Annotated in this window: 17 protein-coding genes; 9 read left to right on the top strand and 8 right to left on the bottom strand. The window is 66.8% G+C overall.

Going from position 1 to position 23,044, the window contains the following annotated elements; genetic code table 11:
* Positions 1-2 precede the first annotated feature (2 nt).
* Together ABZW11_RS32445 and ABZW11_RS32440 are read right to left on the bottom strand one after the other, a co-directional pair.
* The gene (locus ABZW11_RS32445; RefSeq protein ID WP_355425424.1) at positions 3-1,448 is read right to left on the bottom strand and encodes an MFS transporter; all 1,446 of its coding nucleotides are present in this window, start codon (positions 1,446-1,448) and stop codon (positions 3-5) included.
* A 112-nt stretch (positions 1,449-1,560) separates the two neighbouring features.
* On the bottom strand, positions 1,561-2,007 hold the full coding sequence (locus ABZW11_RS32440; protein ID WP_355425421.1) for a MarR family transcriptional regulator: 447 nt from the start codon (positions 2,005-2,007) through the stop codon (positions 1,561-1,563).
* A gap of 62 nt (positions 2,008-2,069) precedes the next feature.
* Between ABZW11_RS32440 and ABZW11_RS32435 the strand changes: the two genes are divergently transcribed.
* Positions 2,070-3,191, top strand: a complete 1,122-nt coding sequence (locus ABZW11_RS32435; RefSeq protein ID WP_355425418.1) for an NAD(P)/FAD-dependent oxidoreductase — start codon at positions 2,070-2,072, stop codon at positions 3,189-3,191.
* A 98-nt stretch (positions 3,192-3,289) separates the two neighbouring features.
* On the opposite strand, the gene ABZW11_RS32430 is transcribed toward ABZW11_RS32435, so the two are convergent.
* Positions 3,290-3,910, bottom strand: coding sequence for a TetR/AcrR family transcriptional regulator (locus ABZW11_RS32430; RefSeq protein WP_355425415.1), 621 nt, complete (start codon positions 3,908-3,910; stop codon positions 3,290-3,292).
* Between the two features lie 10 nt (positions 3,911-3,920).
* Complete coding sequence (locus ABZW11_RS32425) at positions 3,921-5,012, bottom strand: LacI family DNA-binding transcriptional regulator (protein WP_355425412.1); 1,092 nt, start codon at positions 5,010-5,012, stop codon at positions 3,921-3,923.
* A 255-nt stretch (positions 5,013-5,267) separates the two neighbouring features.
* On the opposite strand from ABZW11_RS32425, the gene ABZW11_RS32420 reads away from it, so the two are divergent.
* The 7 genes from ABZW11_RS32420 to ABZW11_RS32390 all read left to right on the top strand — a co-directional run bounded on the left by ABZW11_RS32420 (position 5,268) and on the right by ABZW11_RS32390 (position 19,486).
* Positions 5,268-6,194, top strand: coding sequence for a sugar ABC transporter permease (locus ABZW11_RS32420; RefSeq protein ID WP_355425409.1), 927 nt, complete (start codon positions 5,268-5,270; stop codon positions 6,192-6,194).
* Positions 6,195-6,197: 3 nt separating this feature from the next.
* Positions 6,198-7,091 carry a carbohydrate ABC transporter permease gene (locus ABZW11_RS32415; protein ID WP_355425406.1) on the top strand — a complete coding sequence of 298 codons (894 nt, stop codon included), beginning with the start codon at positions 6,198-6,200 and terminating at the stop codon, positions 7,089-7,091.
* Positions 7,092-7,167: 76 nt separating this feature from the next.
* The gene (locus ABZW11_RS32410) at positions 7,168-8,532 is read left to right on the top strand and encodes a sugar ABC transporter substrate-binding protein (protein ID WP_355425403.1); all 1,365 of its coding nucleotides are present in this window, start codon (positions 7,168-7,170) and stop codon (positions 8,530-8,532) included.
* Between the two features lie 32 nt (positions 8,533-8,564).
* On the top strand, positions 8,565-10,589 hold the full coding sequence (locus tag ABZW11_RS32405) for a beta-galactosidase (protein ID WP_355425449.1): 2,025 nt from the start codon (positions 8,565-8,567) through the stop codon (positions 10,587-10,589).
* Between the two features lie 437 nt (positions 10,590-11,026).
* Entirely contained in the window at positions 11,027-11,923 is an 897-nt protein-coding gene (locus ABZW11_RS32400) for a hypothetical protein (protein ID WP_355425400.1), read from the top strand.
* Positions 11,924-12,888: 965 nt separating this feature from the next.
* The gene (locus tag ABZW11_RS32395; protein ID WP_355425397.1) at positions 12,889-18,891 is read left to right on the top strand and encodes an RHS repeat-associated core domain-containing protein; all 6,003 of its coding nucleotides are present in this window, start codon (positions 12,889-12,891) and stop codon (positions 18,889-18,891) included.
* Positions 18,892-18,895: 4 nt separating this feature from the next.
* A complete protein-coding gene (locus tag ABZW11_RS32390) occupies positions 18,896-19,486 on the top strand; it encodes a hypothetical protein (RefSeq protein ID WP_347624688.1) in 591 nt (196 codons plus the stop codon).
* On the opposite strand, the gene ABZW11_RS32385 is transcribed toward ABZW11_RS32390, so the two are convergent.
* The 3 genes from ABZW11_RS32385 to ABZW11_RS32375 all read right to left on the bottom strand — a co-directional run bounded on the left by ABZW11_RS32385 (position 19,476) and on the right by ABZW11_RS32375 (position 20,294).
* Positions 19,476-19,730 (bottom strand): integrase core domain-containing protein, encoded by a 255-nt coding sequence (locus ABZW11_RS32385; protein WP_355425446.1) that lies wholly within the window; start codon positions 19,728-19,730, stop codon positions 19,476-19,478. The genes ABZW11_RS32390 and ABZW11_RS32385 overlap by 11 nt on opposite strands.
* A gap of 127 nt (positions 19,731-19,857) precedes the next feature.
* The gene (locus ABZW11_RS32380) at positions 19,858-20,034 is read right to left on the bottom strand and encodes a hypothetical protein (protein WP_355425393.1); all 177 of its coding nucleotides are present in this window, start codon (positions 20,032-20,034) and stop codon (positions 19,858-19,860) included.
* Positions 20,035-20,075: 41 nt separating this feature from the next.
* On the bottom strand, positions 20,076-20,294 hold the full coding sequence (locus ABZW11_RS32375) for a hypothetical protein (protein WP_355425390.1): 219 nt from the start codon (positions 20,292-20,294) through the stop codon (positions 20,076-20,078).
* A gap of 709 nt (positions 20,295-21,003) precedes the next feature.
* On the opposite strand from ABZW11_RS32375, the gene ABZW11_RS32370 reads away from it, so the two are divergent.
* Positions 21,004-22,071, top strand: coding sequence for a beta family protein (locus tag ABZW11_RS32370; RefSeq protein WP_355425387.1), 1,068 nt, complete (start codon positions 21,004-21,006; stop codon positions 22,069-22,071).
* Here the strand turns inward: ABZW11_RS32370 and ABZW11_RS32365 are convergent, their stop codons facing one another.
* The gene (locus ABZW11_RS32365; protein WP_355425384.1) at positions 22,072-22,548 is read right to left on the bottom strand and encodes a hypothetical protein; all 477 of its coding nucleotides are present in this window, start codon (positions 22,546-22,548) and stop codon (positions 22,072-22,074) included.
* Between the last annotated feature and the right edge of the window lie 496 nt (positions 22,549-23,044).

The following is a 23,044-nucleotide window of genomic DNA, read 5'->3' as shown; positions in this document are numbered from 1 at the left end:
GGTCAGGCGTGGGTACGGGCGTCGCGCCGGGGGCGGTGGCCGGTCACCTCGTGGCCGGCGTCGGGGGGCAGGAGCAGCATCAGCAGGGCGCCGGCCAGCGCGATCGCGCCGCTGACGGAGAAGGCCAGAGAGAAGTCGCTCTGTGTGAGGGGCGTGGCGGCGGGACCGTGGGCGACCTGGAGGACGATCGCCGCGACCGCCACCCCGAGAGCCACGGAGATCTGCTGCGTCATGCTGAACAGCGTCGAGGCCGAGGCCCGGTCGGCGGAGCCGATGTCGGCGAACGACAGCGTGTTGATCCCGGTGAACTCGATCGACCGGGTGGCCCCCGCCACGAACGCCACCGCGGCCCCCCCGACGAACCCGGTGCGCGCGTCCAGCAGCCCGAACGCCGCGATCGACAGCCCTACCCCGATCCCGTTGCACACCAGCACCGTACGGAAGCCGAGCCACCGCATCAGCGGCGTCGTGATCACCTTGATGACGAGGTTGCCGAGGAAGTACACGAGCACGAGCTGCCCGGCCTCCAGCGGCGTCAGCCCCCACGCCTCCTGGAGCATGAGCGGCAGCAGGAACGGGGTCGCGCTGATCGCCAGCCGGATCAGGTTGCCCGCGTGCAGGCCGGCCGCCGCGAACGTCGGCACCCGCAGCGGCCCCAGCCCGACCAGTGGGTAGGCGGCCCGCCGGAACCACCGCACGGCCCCCGCGCCCACCAGCAGCCCGACGGCGAGCAGCGCGAGGTCCAGCCCGATCAGGGACGGCTGCGCCAGCTCCGACAGGCCGTAGATGGTCAGGCTCAGCGACGTGACGACGAGGACGGTGCCGACGCGGTCGAGCGGCTTGGGATCGCTGTCGCGGACGCCCGGTACGTACGCCAGCACGAGGACGGTGCCGACCAGAGCGAGCGGCGCGTTCAGCAGGAAGATCCACTCCCAGCCGTACCAGGTGGTCAGGGCGCCACCGAGCACGGGGGCGATGACGGGGGCGAGCAGCGCCGGCCAGGTGATCAGCGCGGTGGCGCGCATCAGGTCCTGCTTGCCGGCGTTCCTGAGCACGATGATGCGGCCGACCGGCACCATCAGCGCGCCACCGGTCCCCTGCACGACCCGGGCGAGGACGAACTGCCATAAAGCCGTGCAGGCCGCGCAGGCGATCGAGGCCACGCCGAACACCACGATCGCGATCGCGAACACCCGCTTGGCGCCGTACCGGTCCGACAGCCAGCCGCCCAGCGGGATGAAGGCGGCGCCGGCGACGACGTAGGCGGTGATGCCGATGTTGACGCTGACCGCGTCCACGCCGAACGTCTCGGCCATCTGGGGGAGCGAGGTGTTGATGATCGTGGTGTCGAGGTTCTGCATGAACCACGCCATGGCCACGATCAGGGCCACTCGCAGGGGAGCCTTTCCCGCTGCCGCCGCCTGGCCGTCCCGAGACACGTCCGTCATGTCCTCCCCGTGGTACGCCGCGGCGGGGCCCGAGCGCCGCCCCGGAGGCACAACTCTAACCATGCCTCTCATGACGGAAATGTCCGGCATCGCGCTCTCGTGGGAATACGGGTCAGTCGGCGCGGAGGTCGCGAAGGGCCGTCCGGTACGCGGAGCCGACCATCGCGAACACCTCCAGCATCATCGGCATCCGCTCGATCCCGTGACGCAGCGCGAGCGCTTCGAGGTGTTTCCTGGTGGAGGTGCACACGGCCTCGTACACCTCAAGGCCCTCGGGCACCAGCTCAACGGTCACCATGCGGCGGTCGCGCTCGCCGCGCACGCGCCGCGCGTAGCCGCCCTTCTCCAGCCGGTCGATGAGCCGGGTCGTCGACGCGGACGGCAGCCCCAGCTCCTCGGAGATCGTGCCCACGGGCAGCGGTCCGCGCGTCTCCAGCAGCATGATCGCGGCCACGTCGGCGGACTGCAGGCCGAGCCGGTCGGCGAGCGCGTCGTTGTGCAGCAGGATCGCGATCACGAACTCGCGGAAGACGTCCTCTGGCTGCTGCGCGGAACCCACTTCGTCACCCTACTCCCCACCGATGTATCTTCGAAGTGAAGATTTATCGAAGTGGAGAAATCATGGACGTCATCGTCATCGGTGCGGGAGTCGGCGGGCTCGCCATCGCGCACGTGCTACTGGCCGGAGGGCACCGCGTCCGCGTGTACGAGCAGGCGCAGGAACGCCGCACCGGCGGCAAGGCGCTGCTGGTGTGGAGCAACGGCAACGCCATACTCGACGACCTCGGCATCTCCCTGGCCGACGTCGGGGCTCGCATCGACAGGATCGACGCGCTCACCTCGACCGGCAGGCTGCGCACCACCATGGACCTGGCGCACGCCGCCGCCCGCTACGGCTTTCCGACCAGGGCCGTGCCGCGCCGCCACCTGCTCGACCGGCTGGCCGCCGGGCTGCCGGACGGCGTCGTCCGCCACGGCATGGCCTGCCGGGACGTGCGCCAGGACGCGGACGGCGTCACCGCCACGTTCGCCGACGGCTCCACCGCCACCGGTGACGTGCTCGTCGGCGCCGACGGGCACCACTCCGTCGTACGCCGGCACCTGTGGGGCGAGGGGACCGTGCGGCCGGCCACGTTCGGGACCTGGCAGGGGCTGAGCCCCATCGACATCGAGATCACCGACACCACCAGGCACCTCATGATCAGCGGACCGGCGGGCGCGTGCGGCCTCATGCCGGCGGGGGAGGGGCTGCTGCAGTGGTGGTTCGACGTGCGCTGGTCGCCCGCCGACCCGCGGCCGGCCGCGCCGCTGGCCGAGCTGCGCCGGCGGTTCGGGCACTGGCGCTCGCCGGTCTCCGACGTGCTGGCCGCCGCCGAGGAGGAGGACCTGGAGTTCTTCGGCCACCACTGGAACAAGGTGCCCGCCGTGTGGGGCGCGGGGCGGATCACGCTGGCCGGCGATGCCGCCCACACCATGCCGCCCACCCTCGGCCAGGGCGCCAACCAGACCTTGGAGGACGCCTGGGTGCTCGGGCGGGCGCTGGCCGGCGAGGGCGACCCCGCCGCGCGGCTGCGCGCGTACGAGCGGGCCCGCTACCCGCACATCTCCCTGGTCTCCCGGCTCGCCAAGCACAACCCGGCGAACTGGCGCACCCCGCCCATGCTCGCCCGCCTGATCCCGGAAACGGTGCAGACCCGGATGCTGGCCCGCTTCAGCAACCGCCTCACCACCGCGACCGGCTGACCCACCGTCAGGTCGTCTCCTTTCCGCCGACCCGGGCTGAGCGCGCACCTCGCCCCACGAGCACCGACGAGCGGCGGATGCGTCGAAAGAGGGGCCGGTCAGGCGGTGTAGAGGGCGGCGACGGCCGCGAGGACGCGGTCGCGGGCGACCTGGCCGGGCGTGACGCCGGTCAGCACGTACGCGGCCAGCCCCTCGGCCAGCGCCACCAGGGAGAGCGCCGCCGCGTGCGGATCGAGCCCGGCGTCGATGCGCCCGGCCTGCTGGTCCCTGCGGATCAGGTCGGCCATCTGGCCGTGGAACTCGGCGTACAGGACCCGCATCCGGGCCGCGATGGCCTCCTCGGCGAAGGCGAAGGCGTGGAACGACTGCCGCACCCGCATGTGGGCCTCGCTGACGGCGTCGTACGGCACCAGCTCGGTCAACACGGTCGTGAGCACGAGACGGGGGTCGGCGGCGTGGAGGTCGGCCCCGGCCTTGTCCCTGATGCGGGCTGCCGACAGCGCGTTGCCCCGCTCGAACGCCGCCTCGATGAGCTGCCGCTTGGCCGGGAAGTAGTGCTGCACCCGTCCAGGGGAGATGCCGGCCTGCGCGGCCACCTCGGTCAGCGAGACGGCGCCGAGACCGCGCTCGGCGACGATGGCGAGCACGGCGTCGGCGATCTCGGCCCGCCGCTGCTCGTGGTGGGCTCCAGGCCCCCGAGTACGCCGGTGTGATCGCATCGATCAGAGTCTAGCGCGGCGGGGCCGTGCTGGATCGGACGACCAGGCGGGTCGGCACCAGGTCCGTGCCCGAGGGAGTGGTGCCGCCCTCGCGGATCTGCCGCAGCACCAGCTCCACGCACCGCCGTCCCACCTCGGCGAAGTCCTGGTGCACGGTGGTCAGCGGCGGGACGAAACAGGCTGAGTCGGGAATGTCGTCGAACCCGACCACGCTGACGTGGCCCGGCACCGCCCGCCCCCGCTCGTGCAGCGCCCGCAGCACGCCCAGCGCCATCTGGTCGTTGGCGACGAACACCGCCGTGCAGTCCGGCTCACCGGCGAGTTCGAGCCCGGCGGCGTACCCGGACTCCGCCGACCAGTCGCCGTGCAGCGGGGGCGGCACCGGCCGGCCCGCCTCCTCCAGCGCCAGCCGGCACGCCTGGGCGCGGCGCTGCGCGGCGAACGACGTCTGCGGCCCGGTGACGTGCCACACCGTACGGTGGCCGAGGCCGAGCAGGTGGCGTACGGCCGAGCGGGCCCCCTCTGCCTGGTCGGTGTCCACCACGCTGTAGCGGTCACCGGCGTCGGAGTCGACGACCACCGCGTGCACGCCGGGCGGCAGCGTCACGGTGCCGGCGTCCAGCAGGTGCACCTCGATGATCACGATGACCGCGTCCACGGCCAGTTCGCCCATCCGGGTGAAGGCGCCCAGCACGTTGTCCTGGGTCGGGACGTCGATGGGGATGAGCGTGATGGCGTAGCCCTCGGTGGCGGCGTGGGTGGCGATGGCCTCGACCGTACGGCTGTTGCCGATCGTGGACAGGTTGAACAGGATCACGCCGATGGTGTTGAACTGGCCGTAGCGCAGGGCGCGGGCGGCGCTGTTGGGGCGGTAGCCCAGCTCGCGCATCGCGGCCAGCACCTGCTCGCGGGTGGAGCCGATGACGCCGGGGTGGCCGTTGGCGACCCGGGAGACGGTCTGCGAGGAGACGCCGGCGAGCCTCGCGACGTCGGCCATGGAGACCCGCTGCCTGCGGCGCCCGCCCGGCACGCCGGAACCGCCGCGCTGGGCGCCCCCCGTGGGCCGCGCGCCGCCGTCCGGCGCCTGCCGCTCCAGATCCATGCCCGTTCCGCTCCTGCCTGCCGCCTGTTTCCGTGGCCCCCGTTCGTCGCCGTCCGTCACGGGCCGGGGAAATCTTTCGGCCTGGTGCCGGCCGGTGTCAATGCGCAACCGCCTCTTGACCGCAGGTGGGGCGGGTGCCACGATACCGCAGCAGAAGTTAACGTAAACATTGCCCATGGCGACCCAGCTCATCACTCTCCGCGACCTCTGTCCGTGGCCGATGTTCACGTGAACATTCCGGTGAGAGGAGTGCGGGTGGTCACCGAAGACGCGCGAGGGCGCCCGCCCTCGGCGGCCCGGCACGCCCGGGGGAGCAGCGGGCGCAGGTCCTGGCTCGGCTGGCGGTTCGTGGCGCCGTTCATGGCGGTGTTCGCGCTCGTCTTCCTGGCACCGATCGGCTACTCGATCCACCTCAGCCTCTACCGCACCCAGCTCATCGGCGGCACCGCGTTCGTCGGCCTGGACAACTACGTCAAGGCGCTGCAGGACCCGCAGTTCTGGTCGGCGTTCGGCCGGGTGTCGCTGTTCCTGGTCGTGCAGGTGCCGATCATGTTGTTCCTCGCGCTGCTGGTCGCCCTCGCCATCGACAGCGGCCGGCTCTACGGGGCGGCGTTCTTCCGCATCTCGGTGTTCCTGCCGTACGCGGTGCCCGCCGTCGTGGCGACGCTGATGTGGGGCTTCATGTACGGCACCAGGTTCGGCCTCATCGGCAACCTCAACGAGGCGTTCGGCCTGTCGCTGCCCGACCCGCTCTCGCCCGACCTCATCCTGGCCTCCATCGGCAACATCGTGACCTGGGAGTTCGTCGGGTACAACATGCTGATCCTCTACTCGGCGCTGCGCGTGGTGAACCCCTCGCTGTACGAGGCCGCCGAGATCGACGGAGCCGACCAGTTCCGCGTCATCTGGTCGATCAAGCTGCCCGCCCTGCGCGGCGCGCTGGTGATCGCCACGATCTTCTCGATCATCGGCAGCTTCCAGCTGTTCAACGAGCCCAGCATCCTCAAGGCGCTGGCGCCGAACTCGATCACCACCTACTTCACGCCCAACCTGTACGCCTACTCGCTGTCCTTCGCCGGCCAGCAGTTCAACTACTCAGCGGCGGTCGCCATCATCATGGGCGTCATCACGATGATCATCGCGTACGTGGTCCAGCTCCGCGGCATGCGGAAGGCGGTCTGAGCCATGGCCGTCACCGCACGCCGCCCGCTCGTCATCCGCCACCGCCGCCCGCACCGGCGGCGCCGCAGCCGCACGCTCACCGCGCTGACCACGATCATGCTGGTCTACACGCTGCTCCCGCTGGCCTGGCTGCTGATCAACGCCACCAAGACCCAAGAGCGCCTGCTGTCCTCCTTCGGGCTCTGGTTCTCCGGCGACTTCGCGCTGTTCGACAACATCGCGCGGACCTTCACCTACGACGGCGGCGTCTACCTGCGCTGGCTGCTCAACACGCTCCTGTACGTGGTCGCCGGGGCGGGCGGCGCGACCCTGCTGGCCACGCTCGCCGGCTACGGCCTGGCCAAGTTCGACTTCCCCGGCAGGAAGGCCGTCTTCGCGGTCGTGATCGGCGCGGTGGCGGTGCCTGGCACGGCGCTGGCCGTACCGATCTTCCTGCTCTTCTCCGACCTGGGGATCACCAACACCCCGTGGGCGATCATTATCCCTTCGCTGATCTCGCCGTTCGGCCTCTACCTCATCTGGACGTACGCCACCGACGCCGTCCCGAAGGAGATCCTGGAGTCGGCGCGGGTGGACGGGGCGGGCGAGTTCCGTACGTTCTTCCGGATCAGCCTGCCGCTGCTCGGCCCCGGCATCGTCACGGTCCTGCTCTTCAACGTGGTCGCGACCTGGAACAACTTCTTCCTGCCGCTGATCATGCTCAAGGACCCCGACTGGTATCCGCTCACCCTCGGCCTGCACAGCTGGAACCAGCAGGCCGGCACGGCGGGCGGCGAGGCCGTCTTCAACCTGGTGATCACCGGATCACTGCTCACCATCGTCCCGCTGATGGCGGCCTTCCTGCTGCTGCAGCGGTACTGGCAGTCAGGCCTCGCCACGGGGAGCGTCAAGGGCTGACCGGCGCATCGGGGCCCGAGCGACAAGCAGCGACACAACGCGTACACCAGGACAGACCATCAGAAAGGCACCGCCCATGACGATCAACCGTCGTCACGCCCTCCTGCTGGGCGCGGCACTGACCGTGTCACTCGCCGCCACCGCGTGCGGCTCGTCCGGCGGCTCGGGCGACGGCGGAGGCGCCACCGCCACCGCCGCCGCGTCGCAGGCCGTCTCCGACGCCGACCTGCAGAAGGCGCTCGACGCCGGCGGCACCCTCACCGTCTGGGCGTGGGAGCCGACGCTCAAGCAGGTCGTCGCCGACTTCCAGCAGAAGCACCCCAAGGTCAAGGTGGACCTGGTCAACGCCGGCACCGGCAACGACCAGTACACCGCGCTGCAGAACGCGATCAAGGCCGGCTCCGGCGTGCCCGACGTGGCGCAGATCGAGTACTACGCGCTGCCGCAGTTCGCGCTGTCGAAGGCGGTGACCGACCTGAGCGCGTACGGCGCGGGCACGCTGGAGGGCACCTTCACCCCAGGCCCGTGGAACTCCGTGCACGCCGGCGGCCCCGCGGTCTACGGGCTGCCCATGGACTCGGGCCCGATGGCGCTGTTCTACAACAAGGACGTCTTCGACAAGCACGACATCGAGGTCCCCACCACCTGGGACGAGTACGTCGCCGCCGCCGAGAAGCTGCACAAGGCCGACCCGAAGGCCTACATCGGCAGCGACAGCGGCGACGCCGGCTTCACCACCAGCATGATCTGGCAGGCGGGCGGCAAGCCGTACACAGTGGACGGCACCGACGTCACCGTCGACTTCGCCGACCCCGGCACCCAGAAGTTCACCGCGACCTGGCAGAAGCTCATCGACGGCAAGCTGCTCTCCTCCGTCCCCGGCTGGACCGACGCCTGGTACAAGGGCCTGGCCGACGGCACCATCGCCACGCTGGTGACCGGCGCCTGGATGCCGGCCAACTTCGAGTCGGGCGTGAAGGGCGCGTCCGGCAAGTGGCGGGTGGCGCCCATGCCGCAGTGGGAGGCCGGCGGCAAGGTCACCGCCGAGAACGGCGGCAGCTCCCTCGCCGTCCCCGAGGCCGGCGCGAACAAGGCCCTCGCCTACGCCTTCGTCAAGTACGCCACCGTGGACGAGGGCGTGCAGACCAGGATCGACGGCGGCGCCTTCCCCGCCACCACCGCCCAGCTGCAGGACCCCGCGTTCAAGGACAAGGAGTTCCCCTACTTCGGCGGCCAGAAGGTCAACCAGGTGCTCGCCGAGTCGGCCGAGCAGGTCGCGCCGGGCTGGTCGTACCTGCCGTTCCAGGTCTACGCCAACAGCATCTTCAACGACACGGTCGGCAAGGCGTACACCTCCTCCACCACCCTCCAGGACGGACTGAAGGCGTGGCAGGACGCCTCCATCAAGTACGGCCAGGAGCAGGGCTTCACCGTCAAGTAGCACGACCAGCAGGACAGGAGCAGACGTTGCAGGTGGAACACGGCCGCCGGTGGGTGCGCTGGCCCTCGGAGCCGGACAGGGCCAGGCTGGCGTTCGGCGCGGACTACAACCCAGAGCAATGGCCCCGGGAGGTGTGGGACGCCGACATGCGCGCGATGCGGGCGGCCGGGGTGAACATCGTCTCCCTGGCCATCTTCTCCTGGGCGCACCTCCAGCCCGCCGCGGACACGTGGGACTTCACCTGGCTCGACGAGGTGATGGACCTGCTGCACGCCAACGGCATCGCGGCCGACCTGGCCACGGCGACGGCCTCACCGCCGCCGTGGCTGACGGCCGCGCACCCGGAGATCCTCCCGGTGGACCAGCAGGGCCACACCGTGTGGCCGGGCGCCCGCCAGCACTGGCGCCCCACCTCGCCGATCTTCCGCCGGTACGCGCTGAGCCTCGTCGAGGCCCTGGCCGTCCGCTACGCCGAGCACCCGGCGCTGGCCGCCTGGCACGTGTCGAACGAGCTGGGCTGCCACAACGTCTACGACTACTCCGAGGACGCCGCCACCGCCTTCCGCGACTGGCTGCGCGCCCGCTACGGCACCCTCGACGAGCTGAACCGGGCCTGGGCCACCGCGTTCTGGTCCCAGCGCTACGGCGACTGGGCGGAGATCCTGCCCCCGCGCCTGGCCGCGTCCTACCCGAACCCGACGCAGCAGCTCGACTTCAAGCGCTTCTCCTCCGACGCGCTCAAGGACCACCTGCGCGCGGAACGCGACCTGCTGCGCCGCCTGAGCCCCGGCGTTTCGATCACCACCAACTTCATGGTGATGGGGGAGACCAAGGGGATGAACTACGCCGACTGGGCGGGCGAGGTCGACTTCGTCTCCAACGACCACTACGTGCTGACCGGGCCGCAGGCCCAGGACGAGCTGTCGTTCTCGGCCAACCTCACCGGCTCGCTGGCCGGCGGCCGGCCCTGGTTCCTCATGGAGCACTCCACCGGCGCCGTCAACTGGCAGCCCGTGAACCTGGCCAAGCGGCCCGGCGGGATGGCCCGCGACTCGCTCACCCACGTCGCCTACGGCGCCGACGCCGTCTGCTTCTTCCAGTGGCGGCAGTCGGCCGGCGGGGCCGAGAAGTACCACTCGGCGATGGTGCCGCACGCGGGCGAGGACAGCGACGTGTTCAGGTCGGTGACCGACCTCGGCGCCACGCTGGCCGCCCTCGCCCCCGTCGCCGGCAGCCACCGCTCGCCCGCACGCGCCGCGATCCTGTTCGACTGGGAGTCGTGGTGGGCGTCCGAGCTCGACTCCCACCCGACCTCGCTGCTGCGCTACCGGCAGGAGGCGCTCGACTGGTACTCGGCGTTCCTGGCGGCGGGCGTGCGGGCCGACGTGGTGCCGGTCACCGCCGGCTTCTCCGGCTACGACCTGGTGGTGGCGCCCATCCTGCACATGGTGCCCGCCGCGCTGGCCGGGCGGCTGGAGTCGTACGTGGCGGGCGGCGGGCACCTCGTCACCACGTACTTCTCCGGCATCGTGGACGAGGACGACCGCGTCTGGCTCGGCGGCTACCCCGGCGCGCTCCAAGACCTCCTGGGCATCCGCATCCAGGAGTTCGGCCCCCTGCTCGACGGCGACACCGTGGATCTCGACCTCGGAGTCACCGGCACCCTGTGGACCGACCGCATCGACCTGGCCGGGGCCGCGGTGCTGGCGTCGTACAAGACAGGCGACCACGCCGGTAGGCCCGCGATCACCCGCCACCGCGCGGGGCAGGGAACGGCGACCTACGTCTCGACCCGCCTCGGCCCGAACGGACTCGCCGTACTGCTCCCCACCCTCCTGGAGACCGCGGGCGTCACCTCAGAACTGCCCACCGACCTGCACGGCCACGTCGAACTGGCCATCCGCACCGACGGAACACACTCCTACTGGTTCCTCATCAACCGAGGAGACCGCCAGGTGGACGTGTCGGCGATCCCCGGCGACCCTCTGAACGCCCCGTCACTGGCCCCCGACGCGACCCTGGCCCCGGGCCAGGTCCGCATCCTGCTGCGCCGTTAGCGTGTTACCGCCGGCCTGGAACTGCGCGAAAAGACCGGCCACCCTGCCGGCACGGTCCATCCGATCCTGGCCCGGCTGGAACGTGAACACCGTCGGATCGAGCGTCATGCGGAACCTCCCGCAGAACACCTGGCCGAAGGCCGCCGCGCCCGCCACTGCCACCTGCTGACCGACGAGGGCGCTGTGCAGGCACGCGCCGCCCTCGATCGAGCCCAGCGGAAGAGATGGGCGACGGAACGGCCCTAATAGATTACGTCCGGAATCGTTCGCGGGAATGCGTGAAAAAAGCCCTGATGGTTCTCGAAGCGGTTATGGGCGACACTTATAGCCCAGTGTCGATCGAGAAATAGCGAAAAGCTGTCATTTATCTTGTCAAAGCTGCATGCTGCGCAGAAAGTAGGGGGTGACCAGGAGGAACCACGACCGATGGAGGAACGGTGAACCGACCAGTCAGCGGGCTCCGGCGCGTCCGGCCGACGATCCGGCGCGCGTTATCCGTGGCTCTGGCAATTGTCACTCTGGCATTTGTCACCGTACCGTCGGCCGCCGCGCTGACGCCGCCCACGCCGAAGGAATTCGTGTCGTACCTCGACCTCGAGTGCTTCAAGACCGACCCGTACCAGCCGCCGGCCATCGGACTGACGCTGCGGCACCTCAACCCGGTCCTCGACGGCCTGCCGATCGAGCAGGTCACCCTGGGCGCGCGTGAACAGCTGTGCGTGCCGGTCGCCAAGAACAACGTCATTCCGCCACCCGGGGCGCTGGACTTCATCAGATTCGTCGACCTGGCCTGCTACCGGGTCGTCACCCCGGCGACCGGCAAAGGGCTGGTGCTCAGCCATCTCAACCCGGTGCTGCAGGACCTGCCCCGTACGGAGGTCGCGCTGAGCAGAGCGCAGCAGTTGTGCGTCCCGGTGGCGAAGAACGGCGTCACGCCGCCCGGGGAGGTGCTGCGGCTGGTCCAGCACATTGACCTGCTCTGCTACGGAATCACCCCGAACGCCCCGATGAACCGGGCACTCAACCTCAGACAGCTGAACCCGGTCCTGACCGATCAGATCCCCCCGGCGACGGTGCGGGTGACCGACGCCCGTCAGCTGTGCGTACCGATGCTGAAGCGCGGAGACAGCATTCCGTCGGAAGTGCTGGACGTGGTGCGCTGGGTGGACCTGGAGAAGTTCGACACGGTCGCTCCAGCGATCGCGCCCGTAACGCTGAGCCTGCGCCACCTGAACCCGGTGCTGGGTTCACTGCCGGTGGAGCGCGCGACCCTCACCGGCGCCGCACAACTGGGCGTGCCAGTAGCGAAGAACGGCCAGACGCCGCCGGGGTGAGCGTGCCGCCGGCAGGGTGCTTCCGGCCAGGCATGCGGGACCGGTCAGCTTACCGATAGGAATGTCCTGAAGATCTAGGCGGTGAGCCGGCAACAGCCGGCTCACCTACTTGTCAGGGCGCGGTCGGAGCGATGACGCCCCTGGCAGGATGGAACCCTGCGGCACCCGCTTTAGGAGAGCTCCAGCAACTGCGGGTCGAGATTGTCTACAGATGTGGGGATATGTGGGCGCGCTCGACGTTCATCGGGATGTTTGGAGTGAGTCTCCTGCGGGTCGCGGCACGGTGGGTGTTCAAGCAGGTCGGCGCAATATTGGTCGTAGAAAAAACAAGGCGCTCCCGCTCTTCATGTGCGGTTCTCATGACCTGGTTGGATGACTTGATGCCGCGTCGCGGACGGCGTGATTTCGGTGTAGACGGCCCCGTCCTACGCTGCTGGATTCCCCCAGGTACTACGGCTGACTGGATGCGTCAATGTGATCGATGTCACACGCGCCCCTTGGCCTAGTAGGGACCGTTTCTACAGATCGACTGACATGCGGTATCCATCGCTGTGAATTGCACAAGTGGCATTCCGTAACGCTCAAGGCGAATATCTGGACATTGACCGCGCCGTGATCGTCTATCAGGATCCGAACTGATCGTCTTTATCAACTCCTTATGACGTGACGCGACCTCTTCCCGAGGCCCGCGTCAGCGTGCCCTGAAGAGGTGACGACATGCGAATCCGGCGTCGGTTACGGACGATGGTGCTGGTCATCGCGACCGCGATGGCAGTGGTGATCTCCGGCTTGGGGATTCCTGACAACCTCGTTGTTCCGGCGGCGGCGTCGGTATCAGGTCCAGATCCTGAGACGTCGGTGGACGGCCGGCCGGTGACGAAGGCCAAGGTGGCTAAGGGGGCGGAGGAGTCCCAGCCGAAGGCCGAGCGTAAGGAGCCGGTCTGGCCGAGCCCGGGAGTCGCGAGGTGGATCCTGGCGAGAAGGCGATCAGGGCGGGCCAACTGCCGGTCCGGCTGTCCGAGATAAAAGGCACCGATGCCGGCACGGTGAAGGTGGAGACGCTGCCCGCCGATACCGTACGCAAGCTCGGCGGAGTGGGCGTCGCGGCCCGTCTGACGGCCGATAAGGCTGGCAAGGTACGGGCGGAGTTCTCGTACGCGAGCTTTCGCGACGCCTATGGCGGTAACTTCGCGACCCGTCTGCAGCTTCTGCGAGTGCCGGCCTGTGCGCTGACGACCCCGCGGCCGCGCGACTGCGTGGTCCGCCCGCAGCAGGTCAAGGCGCACAACGACGTCAGGACCGGCACGCTGACCGCCGACGTCGATGTCGACCCCGCCGCCGGTAAGGCGGCCCCGCTGACGCTGCCCAAGAGCCAGACGGGCAAGGACGCCACGCCGAACGCGGCGCAGGCGTTCACGTCGGGGTCGATGTACATGCTTGCGGCCGGCATGACCGGCCCGGACGGGAACTTCGGCGCCACCGACCTCAAACCGTCGGGCACCTGGCAAGCGGGCACGTCGGGTGGCGGTTTCTCTTATGACTACCCGCTGCCGGAGGCGCCATCACCGGTGGGCACCGGGCCGAACCTGTCGCTGCAGTACGACGCCTCGTCGGTGGACGGTCAGGGCAACTGGACCAACAACCAGTCCGGCGTGACCGGGATCGGCTGGAACCTGTCGAGTGGGTTCATCGAGCGTAAGTACCGCCGTTGTACGGCGTGGAACGAGTTCGACCCCAACACGGCCGATCTGATCTGGTATGCCAACGAGGACGGACCGTTCAGCTCAGCGGTGTGCTGGGAGTCGCCGGACGAGGCCGACAGCAGCATCCCGGCCGCCAGCAAGGACTACACCCAGTCGGAGCTGGTGCTGAACCTGGCCGGCCGCTCAGCCTCGATCGTCAAGGACCGCACCAGCGGGCTGTGGAAGACGGTACCCGACCTGGGCTGGAAGGTTGAGCAACTGACCGGCGGCGCCGACGGCTTGGAGTACTGGAAAGTTACCTCCAACGACGGGCAGGTACACCGCTTCGGCTACACCAAGGACGCCCAGTGGCAGTTGCAGTACATCGGCAACCAGCGTGCCGAGCCATGCGCGGACCGGTACTTCAACGACATGATCCCGCCAACCTGCGCCGGGGTGTGGCGGTGGAACTTGGACCAGTCGATCGACGCCAACGAGAACGTCATCGACTACACCTACCAGCGCGAGACCAACTACTTCTGCATGCCCGGCTGCGACTACGAGACTTATCGGGTGTTGCCCTACGATCGGGGCGGCTTCCTCAAGCAGGTCAGCTACGGCCACAACACCCAGGTGACCGGCAGCACGCCGACCTCGCGGATGACGTTCACCACCTCCGACCGCGGCGGTCTGGACGTGCCGACCGACCTGACCTGCACCACCACCTGCACGACCAACGACGCGATCGCGTTCTACTCCACCCGCAAACTCGACTCGGTCCTCACCGAATCCAAGAACCCCACCTCCGGGGCCTGGGAGCCGGACACCCGCACCGACTTCCGCTACCGGTGGATCTACACCCGCACCGACTTCGGCCCCGCCTACGACCCAGTGCTGTGGTTGGACAGCGTGCAGCAGACCGGCTTGGCCGGCGATAGCCCTGTCATGCTGCCGCCGGTTGCCTTCGACGCGGCCATGGTGGCCGGGCGGATGGACTACGACAACTGGTCAGACTGGGCCGATTTCCTGTCCTGGCGCATGGTTCCCCGCGTGGCCGGGATCGGCAACGGGATGGGCGGCCGGATCGAGGTCACCTACGGCCAGGCCGACCCGTGCGGCGGCGGCAAGGGCCGCGACGGCACCAACTACTTATCCGACGCCACCGGCGACTGCTACCGCGTCGACTACGACGCCGACCCGGAAATCGGCTACGAAAGCTGGGCCCGCTTCTACAAGCAACTCGCCATGAAGGTCGTCGAACGCGACCTGGTCGCAGGCTCTCCCGACATGGTCACCAGCTACGACTACCTCGGCGCCCCGCGCTGGACCAACCCCGTGGCCTACGCCCAGCCCGACCTGGCACCCGGCAGCAGCGACTGGCGCGGCTACCAGGCGGTGCGCACCACCCGCGGCTCCGGTGCCGATCCGAACGATTACAGCGTCACCTCCGAGACCTTCTATCGGGGCATCGACGGCGCCGCCATCACCACCTTCGAAGGCGTCACCATGACTGACGCCCGCGCCTTGCAAGGTCAGCTGTTGCAGACACAGACCTGGAAGCTGACGAGTACAAACCCGCCTTCTTACTCCGAGCTCGAGTCCGTCCGCTACGAGTACGAGGTCAGGTCTACCGGCAGCGGTCCTGGCGTGCTCGATCCAGCCTTCGTTTTGCAAACTCGTGAACGGTCGCGCGAGCAGGTCACGGGCGGTGGTTGGCGGTACACGGACAAGAGGATCGAATACAACGCCGACGGTTTGCCGGTGAAGGTAAACGACCGGGGTCAGGACAGTGTCTCGACAGACAACTCCTGTACTGCGACGACGTATGCCCGCAACGTCGAGGGAGGCCAGTACTTCACGAAACTCCCGTCGACAGTCGAGCGTCGAGCAGGTGACGACTGTGCGACCGGCGCTCTCTACGGCAAGTCAGTCTTTCTCTACGACGGCGGATCGAACCCAGCGGCCAACGCGCCCAGCGACGGGAACGTCACAGAGACCCGTCTTCACTTCAGCGCCACGGGTACCTCCGTTTCCAAGGCAACTTTCGACGAGTACGGGCGCACACTATCGACCACAGACGCACTGAACAAGATCACCACCACGTCCTATGACCCGCCTGTCGGGTGGCCGCTCAACGGGGTCACGACGACGAACCCCCTGGGGCAAAAGACAACGACGAAGTACGGGCACCGCACCGGCATGGTGACTTCGGTCCTCGACGCCAACAGAAGATTGACCGAGATCGACTACGACAGTCTCGGCCGGTCGGTCAGGTTGTGGGCCACGGGAGAGCCGAGAAGCGGTGGGACACCCACCGCCACTGTTGCCTACGTGATCCCCGTCGCAGGTACCGGTAGCCAGCCGAACGGTCCCATCAAGACCGTCATGCGGCAGTTGCAATCCGGTGCCGGAAATTCGGCGAAGTACACCGAGTCGCACACGTACGACGACGGATTCGGCCGGGTCCGTGAGGTGCAGACACCGTCACCCACAGGGGGCCGCACGGTAGCGGTCACGGCCTATGACCCTCGGGGCCTGGCCTACGTCAAGGCGCTGCCGGTCTACAACGGAGCCTCCCCCGGCAGCGGGTTGCTCAACCCGGTATTCGAAAGCCTGCCGCAGTGGACGAAGACGCTCTACGACGCGCTCAAGCGCCCGATCGCCAACATCGACATGAACCTCGCGGTCGAGTTCCGGCGGACCCGAACCAGTTATCCAGGGATGGATCGCGCCGAGGTACAGCCATCGGTGGGCGGAAAAGTGGCGACCGTCCTCGACATCGCAGGACGTACGGTCAAGAAGGAAGAGTGGAGCGACGCCTCAACGCACCACGACACGACGTACACGTACAACCTGGCTGGAAAACTGACCCGGCTCACTGACGCCAACGGTAACATTCGCACTTTCTCCTATGACTGGCTCGATCGTCGAACCGCAACAACCGCCCCAGACAGCGGTAGCACCTCCACCGGGTACGATGCCGCCGGACGGATCCTGTGGAATGTGGACGGGAACAACCAGAAGACCTCCTACACCTACGACGACCTGGGCCGTAGAAGGACTCAGTGGGCTGGAGAAGTCAACACAGGCGTCAAACTGGCCGAATGGGTGTACGACACACTCGAGGAGGGCCAGCTCTCCTCCAGCACCCGCTACGTCGGCGGCCAAGCCTATGTCAAGGCTGTCACCGGATACGACAGTTCTTATCGCCCTACCGGCACCAAGGTAACCATTCCCGCCGTTGAGACAGGGATCGCGGGGGAATATGCCTTCGCTGCCACCTATGACAAAGCTGGAAACCCGCTCACGCGCACTTTGCCGGCGGTAGGGGGGCTTCAGGAGGAGACGCTCACCTATGGCTACTCGGACCTGGGGCTGCCCACGGGACTTTCATCGGACCTGAACGGCGGCACAGTCTATGTCAAGAACACCTCTTACAGCTCCACCGGCCGAATCGCCGAACGCTCATATGGATCCGACGGTGAGGTGAAACGGACCTTCGCTTGGGATCCCGAGACCGGCTGGCTGAGCAAGCTGACCACTTTCACGAAAGCGAACACATCGAGCCCCATTACTGCCCAGGATGACATTTTCAGCTATAACAAGGCCGGTGAAATCACGCGCGTCCTTGACGCCACGTCGGCGGCCGGAAGCAGCCCAGGGCAATCGGAGTGCTTCGGCTACGACGGTCTGAGCCGGCTCACGTCGGCCTTCACCACCACAAGGGCTGACTGTGCCGCAGGCTCTGATGGACAAGGCATCGACCCCTACCGCCATGCCTATGCGTACGACGCTGTGGGCAACATCACGTCCCTGGACGATGGAACGGAAACTGCTACCTACCAGTACCCGGCGCCCGGATCTTCGGCGATACGTCCTAACGCGGTCACCTCCATCACGCGGCCATCCAGAACTGACACGTATTCGTATGACAACGCTGGCCAACTAATCAGCCGCACCGTCAATGGCAAGCAGACAACATTTACCTGGAGCCCGACGGGGCAGTTGGAAAAGGCCACTGTTGACGGCTCTGACACCTCCATGGTCTATGACGCCGACGGCGAGCGGCTGATACGGCGTGAACAAGGCGGCGCCACTCTTTATCTGGATGGAATGGAGGTGCGCACCTCCGGCGTTACAAAGGCGACGCGCTACTACGTCTCAGCCGACGGCGCAGTCATCGCCATCCGCACCACCGATGGGTTCCACTGGGCGGCCTCAGGCTTGCACGGCTCAATGCAGTTGGCCATTGACGGCACCACCGGCCAGGCCGCCCGGGAACGCTATCTGCCCTACGGCCAGCGCCGTGGCGGAGATGATCTGCCCTTCACCGACCGTGGCTTCTTAGGCAAGACGGAGGACTCCGCCACCGGGCTGAGCTATCTATCCGCGCGCTACTACGACCCTTCTACAGCGAAGTTCTTGTCTCCCGACCCCAAGTTCGACACCGAAAATCCGGAACTGACGAGCCCCTACGGCTATGCGGCCGACAACCCCGTCGGCCTATCCGACCCGGACGGTCTCGATGTTGACGCGGGAGGCGGTAGCGGCAGTTATGTGTCTGCTATCGAGATCATCATCGGAGCGCTCCCGAACGAAGCGGTAAGGTCCAAATTCATAGAACGTTGGCGCGCCCGCGCCCCAGACCACTTCAAGAAATACTCCGATGCATTGAAGGATGATCGCCTCAGGACACAACAGGAATTCTTCCTGGCCATGTCCATCTGCGAGGAAATAGGCTTCACATCTTGCGGAAAGAAGGCCACCGACTTCTTCTTCAATGGGATCTGGGCGCGCCACGATCTTGATGAGCTCATGGGTAGCGATAGGGGCAAGGTTGGTGGTAAGGCCAGCATGTTCAGTAGATTCCGCATAACTCCTGGAAAGGGGTTCAGGGTAGACGTGCCGAGCGCGGCCGGCGGAAGGAGCTACATCACCTACGTGATCCGCAACAGTAAGGACCAGATCGTTTACGTAGGCAAGGCCAGCGGCAAGGGAACGCCCCAGCAAGTGCTCAACGCACGCTTCAAAAAGCAGAAGTCCGGGCATGACCATTACCACCCAGAGTTAGGTGACAAGGCGCCGGAGATTATCGACGTATATGCCTCCAGGGATGCCATGTCCGGCGGCGAGCAATTCTACATCGAAGCTTATCGAGAAGAGGGCGCGCATCTCAGGAACAAGATCGAGGGTATGAGCTGGGACCGCCCGGATCGCCGCAAGAGGTCACTCACGAAGCTGGACGCGTTCTTCCTTGAGAAGATGTTCAGAGGGCAGATAGAGTAGAGCCGTGGAAGTATTTATCAGCTGGCTGGGCGATGCGAGTGCTAGCAAAGCCGATATCGAAGATCTGATCGAGGGTATCCTCGGCGAGCAGGGTGAGGTGACGGGGGGAGGCGAAGGTGACACCGGCGGAAATATCGACCTAGAGATATTTGAGGATGCCGACACCGACCGACTGATGTCTGAAATCGTCCAAGCGATCTCGGACCACCTCCCGATGAACGCCTCGTATGTCCTTGCCGACGACGAGGAGAGGCATTTGCTGCGGGACCAGTTGCCAGGCGCACCCCAGGTGCCCATGCAGCTACAGGCGGCCAGCGAGGGTATATGCGGCGGTCTCAACCGGGCACTGGAGGCCGCCGCCCGAGCGCGAGGAGAGGCCATGCCCTTCAAATGCTTGTATGGCATGGTGGTAGGCACGACAGTGGTCTCCCAGTTGGTGGGGCGCCTCCCCGTTCAGACAGTGCGAGAACGACTCGAATCCTGGGTGAACGGCGAGGCCGCTGCCATGATCAAGCAACCACTTGATCTTGTCGGCGCCACCGCTTGGGAGGCTCACTACAACGGTTCGCCTCTTCTGCGCGTGCCTATTCCGTGAGTATGGGGCCGACGGCGCCTGATTGGGGTCGCTCTGGTGGATGAGACCGGGCCCACATCCTTGGGACGCGGGCCCGGAGCTCGTCGGGCGGGAGGTGTCCGATGGCTGAGTGCAGGCGGGTGGTGCTGTACTGGGCGACCCATTCGGCGACGGTCAGTTCGGCGTCGGCCAGGCTGCGCCATGGACCGCGGGGTGAATCGCCCTGAGCTTCCCCCCGTTCTCCGGACACTTGACCTGAGGTCATCCTTGAGGAGCCCCAACTGCGGGTGCTGTTCGCAGGCGGGCTGCTGTCGGTCACCGCGCACCGCCTTCAAGGAGGGGTCTGTCCAGTAACCGGGCTCTGGCCCACTTTCGGTGGCGACGAAACGTGGCTAGCCGAGCAGGATGCGGTGGCGAAGGTGAGCGAACCCGGAGCGGCCGCACATCTGCCGTTTGAGGAGCTTGGTCTTGGTGTTGACGCCTTCGGTACCGCCGTTGTGGAATGGCAGGCTGAGCGCGGCGTTTCCCGCGGCGCGATCATTGGCCAGCCCCCGGGTGAAGGCGTGCACGTGCGGCAGGTCGACCTGTCGTGCGAGCTCTATCCAGGCGGTCAGCAGCCATCGTTGCCGTCCTTCGGGTCGAGGAGGGCGGCGAAGTCCCGGACGAGGCCACTCAGCATGGTCATCTCACCGCAGTCGGCGATGGCGGCATCGAGGCGTTCCCGCTGGGCGTCGGTCAGGGGGCCTGGTTCACTGAGGAGCAGGCCCGCCAGCCGCTTCGGCGAGAGCGCGAGCTGGAGCCGAAGAGCCCGCCGTCTCGACGCCGGCACCACCCGGATGTTGCCCCGTCTGCTGAAAGGCCGGGAGCTTCGCAATCAGGAGCAGCCTCAGCTCCTTGCACTCAAGATTTTTCTCAGCGCCAACGGCTGTCCGCCGGTTCCTCAATCCCGGGATTCCCGCACGGTCAAGAATCGGCGCATCCTGACCACGACCTCGCCGGGTGGGTGGGCGTTGTGGGCTATCTCGATCCAACCCACGGCGAGGGCCCTGCCAATTCCTGTCCGCGCCGGCGATCTCACGTCCCGTTACGTGTAGGAATTTTCGGATGCCGCTTCGTTGGCCAGTGTGCTGCCGGCCCTGCCGTTAGATCGTCGATACACCCGTTCGGTGGGACACCACAGACCGCTGGCGTACTGCCTGGGCTGTGGTTCTGCAGACATGGACCGGTACTTACCGGACTTAGCTGAAGGCCGACTCCGATCGCCTCGTACAGGGGGAGAAGCGGGCCGCAGGACGGTGCTCGCATCTGGGCACACGAGGCAACAAACGCCGCTGCAATTGCAATGCATATCCCCTCGCTCGCCGATGCCCGCGATTCACGCCAGTGAGGCATTCTCGTAATATCTAACTGTATGGATATTGACGCCCTTGCAGTACCGGTTCACTGTCGAGGCACGGGACAGGTGGCGGACTGTCGGTAGGCGAGGGACGGCCGCTCCACCGGTCATGAGGTTCGCCAACCGCACGGAGAACCAGGTCATGACGGTGTACATGCCGATACTGAAGGGTCGCGCGAGCGAAATTCAGGCTCTAGGAAAGATCCAGAAAGAAAATCTCGCGTCCGTTCGGGCGCTGATCGAGGTAATGCCCCCCGACCAGAGTCCAGAAGATGGGCGCCAGGCAGTGATAGAAGCCGCCACTATTTTCGAAAAGCGCGTCAAGGATCATCTCCCACGCCAGCGAGTTTTTGCTGTCGATTGCACGCGCCTACTGAGTAGGCGCTGGCCTCATGTATGCGGGGCTATATCCGGCGTTTCCAACATCATGCACAGGCACGGATACAGCGTCATCCCAGTGATCAGGCCGACAGACCGTGACTGCGAGCTGGTTGACGCTGGCCGGGCCGCCAAGCAGCACCAGAAGGGTGTCTGTCTTCGGGTGCAGTGGGGGGAACATCGAACCGCGGCCGATGATGGCCAGTTGGCTCGACGGGTACGCCAGCTCATGGGTCTGGGTCTCTCAGACTTCGACCTCCTCGTCGACGTGTGGTCGGTGGATTCCGACAGTCGGCTCCGGAAGGGCATCGAACGCGCCCGCCAAGCCCTTACCTGGGCCGGGAAGTGGCCGTTCAGGTCATTGACCTTGGCCGCCGGCGCGTTCCCCAAGGATCTCGGCGACGTCCCCTTCGACACCCCGACGGCGATTCCTCGACATGACGCCTGCCTGTGGAGCAGTGCTGCCGCCGCCTACGAGGGTCCCTTGGACGTCTTCTACGGTGACTATGGCGTCTCGAGCCCGCGTGCTGGCCAGGGCTTCAATCCGCACCCCAACCTTCGCTACACCGTTCGCGATCAGTGGGTTGTTTACAGATGCAAGAAGCTTGAAGGGCCAGGTGCTCTCCGTGGCTTCCAAGATCTATGCAGGGCCGTGATCGCCGACCAGTGGCCACCCTTTGCCGCCTCGTATTCCTGGGGGGACCAGCAGATCGAAAGATTCGCCCTTGGCCAGCCGGAGTTGCCGTGGAAGATGGAGTCCTGGCAGATCTGTGGCATGTCGCACCACTTCGCCACAGTGCTTGACCGGCTGGCCAACCTCGGACAGGCGTGATCAGCCTGCTCGCTCTTGCCTCGACGTTGGTTCGGAGTCGGCGTTGCTGCGAGCGTGGATGCATTCCATCCACGCCACCGCAGTGGCTGCGACCTGCGCCAACTGTGCGTATAGGCGTTTGTCGAGTTCGTCGCGCCCCGTGGCGAACCGGTCTTGGTTGAATACCCTGCCGACTCCCCCCACTTCGTCGATCAGGGCGGCGAGCTTGGCCTCCTCGATCAGATTCGGGTTGGACGGGTCGAGTATGCCGTTTGTAGCCCGTTGGCGTGCCCGTTCCTGCTGCACTGACACCAGCGAGCTTTCCAAGCGAAGCTGACCGGCGTGGCCAGTCACCGCATCCACAACGAATTGCGCGGTCTTCCTGGGTTCCTCAGCGCCTAGGACTTCCATGTAAAAGCTGTGCTCGTCGCTGCCGCCGCCGACGATGCCCCAGGCACCGTACTCGTTCTCGTCGGGATTGGACTTGCCGGGGACCACTCGCCAAGTGGTGAGCTCGACGGAGCCAGTCTGTTCGGGCTCAGGTATCACGATCGTCCTCCTGCTCGTAGTCATTCGGGGTGGTACGGAGGTGGTGCGTGAGGCTGGTCCTATGCTTGCGGGACTGCGTGATCGGCGTATGCATAACGCGGTGGAACGGCCGGGCGGATTGTGTGGCTTGTTCGCGACTTGACGTGCAACCTGCTGCTCCTGCTGACCTTTGGCCTAATAGGGGCCCGGCAAATGACGCTCCCGTGCCAGCGATCCAGCAGACGTAGCCGGATGGGTTCGGGCCCAGCACGTCAAACCGCGGGACGGCGAAGGATCACATGCGCGGAGCGCCCGAGGCGTGCCCACGCTCGTGCCCGTGCGGCGTCGCCCGATAAGGGCGGCATGGTGGAGGGCCCATGACACCAACATGAGCACCGGGCCAACTAAGTAGCTCTACGCAGCGTCCTACCTACCGCTCGTGTTCGCCACGTCTACGGAAAGAAGC

Origin of the sequence: Nonomuraea sp. NPDC004580 (assembly GCF_040609855.1) — a bacterium.
Classification (GTDB): Bacteria; Actinomycetota; Actinomycetes; order Streptosporangiales; family Streptosporangiaceae; genus Nonomuraea; species Nonomuraea salmonea.
Note: the sequence above shows the minus strand (reverse complement) of the source record. Positions and strands in the feature narration are given on the sequence as shown.

Excerpts from the sequence above, each read along its gene's own strand:
- ABZW11_RS32370 (WP_355425387.1), top strand. The coding sequence starts at position 21,004 with ATGACGGTGTACATGCCGATACTGAAGGGTCGCGCGAGCGAAATTCAG.
- ABZW11_RS32425 (WP_355425412.1), bottom strand. The coding sequence starts at position 5,012 with ATGGATCTGGAGCGGCAGGCGCCGGACGGCGGCGCGCGGCCCACGGGG.
- ABZW11_RS32410 (WP_355425403.1), top strand. The coding sequence starts at position 7,168 with ATGACGATCAACCGTCGTCACGCCCTCCTGCTGGGCGCGGCACTGACC.
- ABZW11_RS32415 (WP_355425406.1), top strand. The coding sequence starts at position 6,198 with ATGGCCGTCACCGCACGCCGCCCGCTCGTCATCCGCCACCGCCGCCCG.
- ABZW11_RS32385 (WP_355425446.1), bottom strand. The coding sequence starts at position 19,730 with ATGACCTCAGGTCAAGTGTCCGGAGAACGGGGGGAAGCTCAGGGCGAT.
- ABZW11_RS32435 (WP_355425418.1), top strand. The coding sequence starts at position 2,070 with ATGGACGTCATCGTCATCGGTGCGGGAGTCGGCGGGCTCGCCATCGCG.
- ABZW11_RS32445 (WP_355425424.1), bottom strand. The coding sequence starts at position 1,448 with ATGACGGACGTGTCTCGGGACGGCCAGGCGGCGGCAGCGGGAAAGGCT.
- ABZW11_RS32430 (WP_355425415.1), bottom strand. The coding sequence starts at position 3,910 with ATGCGATCACACCGGCGTACTCGGGGGCCTGGAGCCCACCACGAGCAG.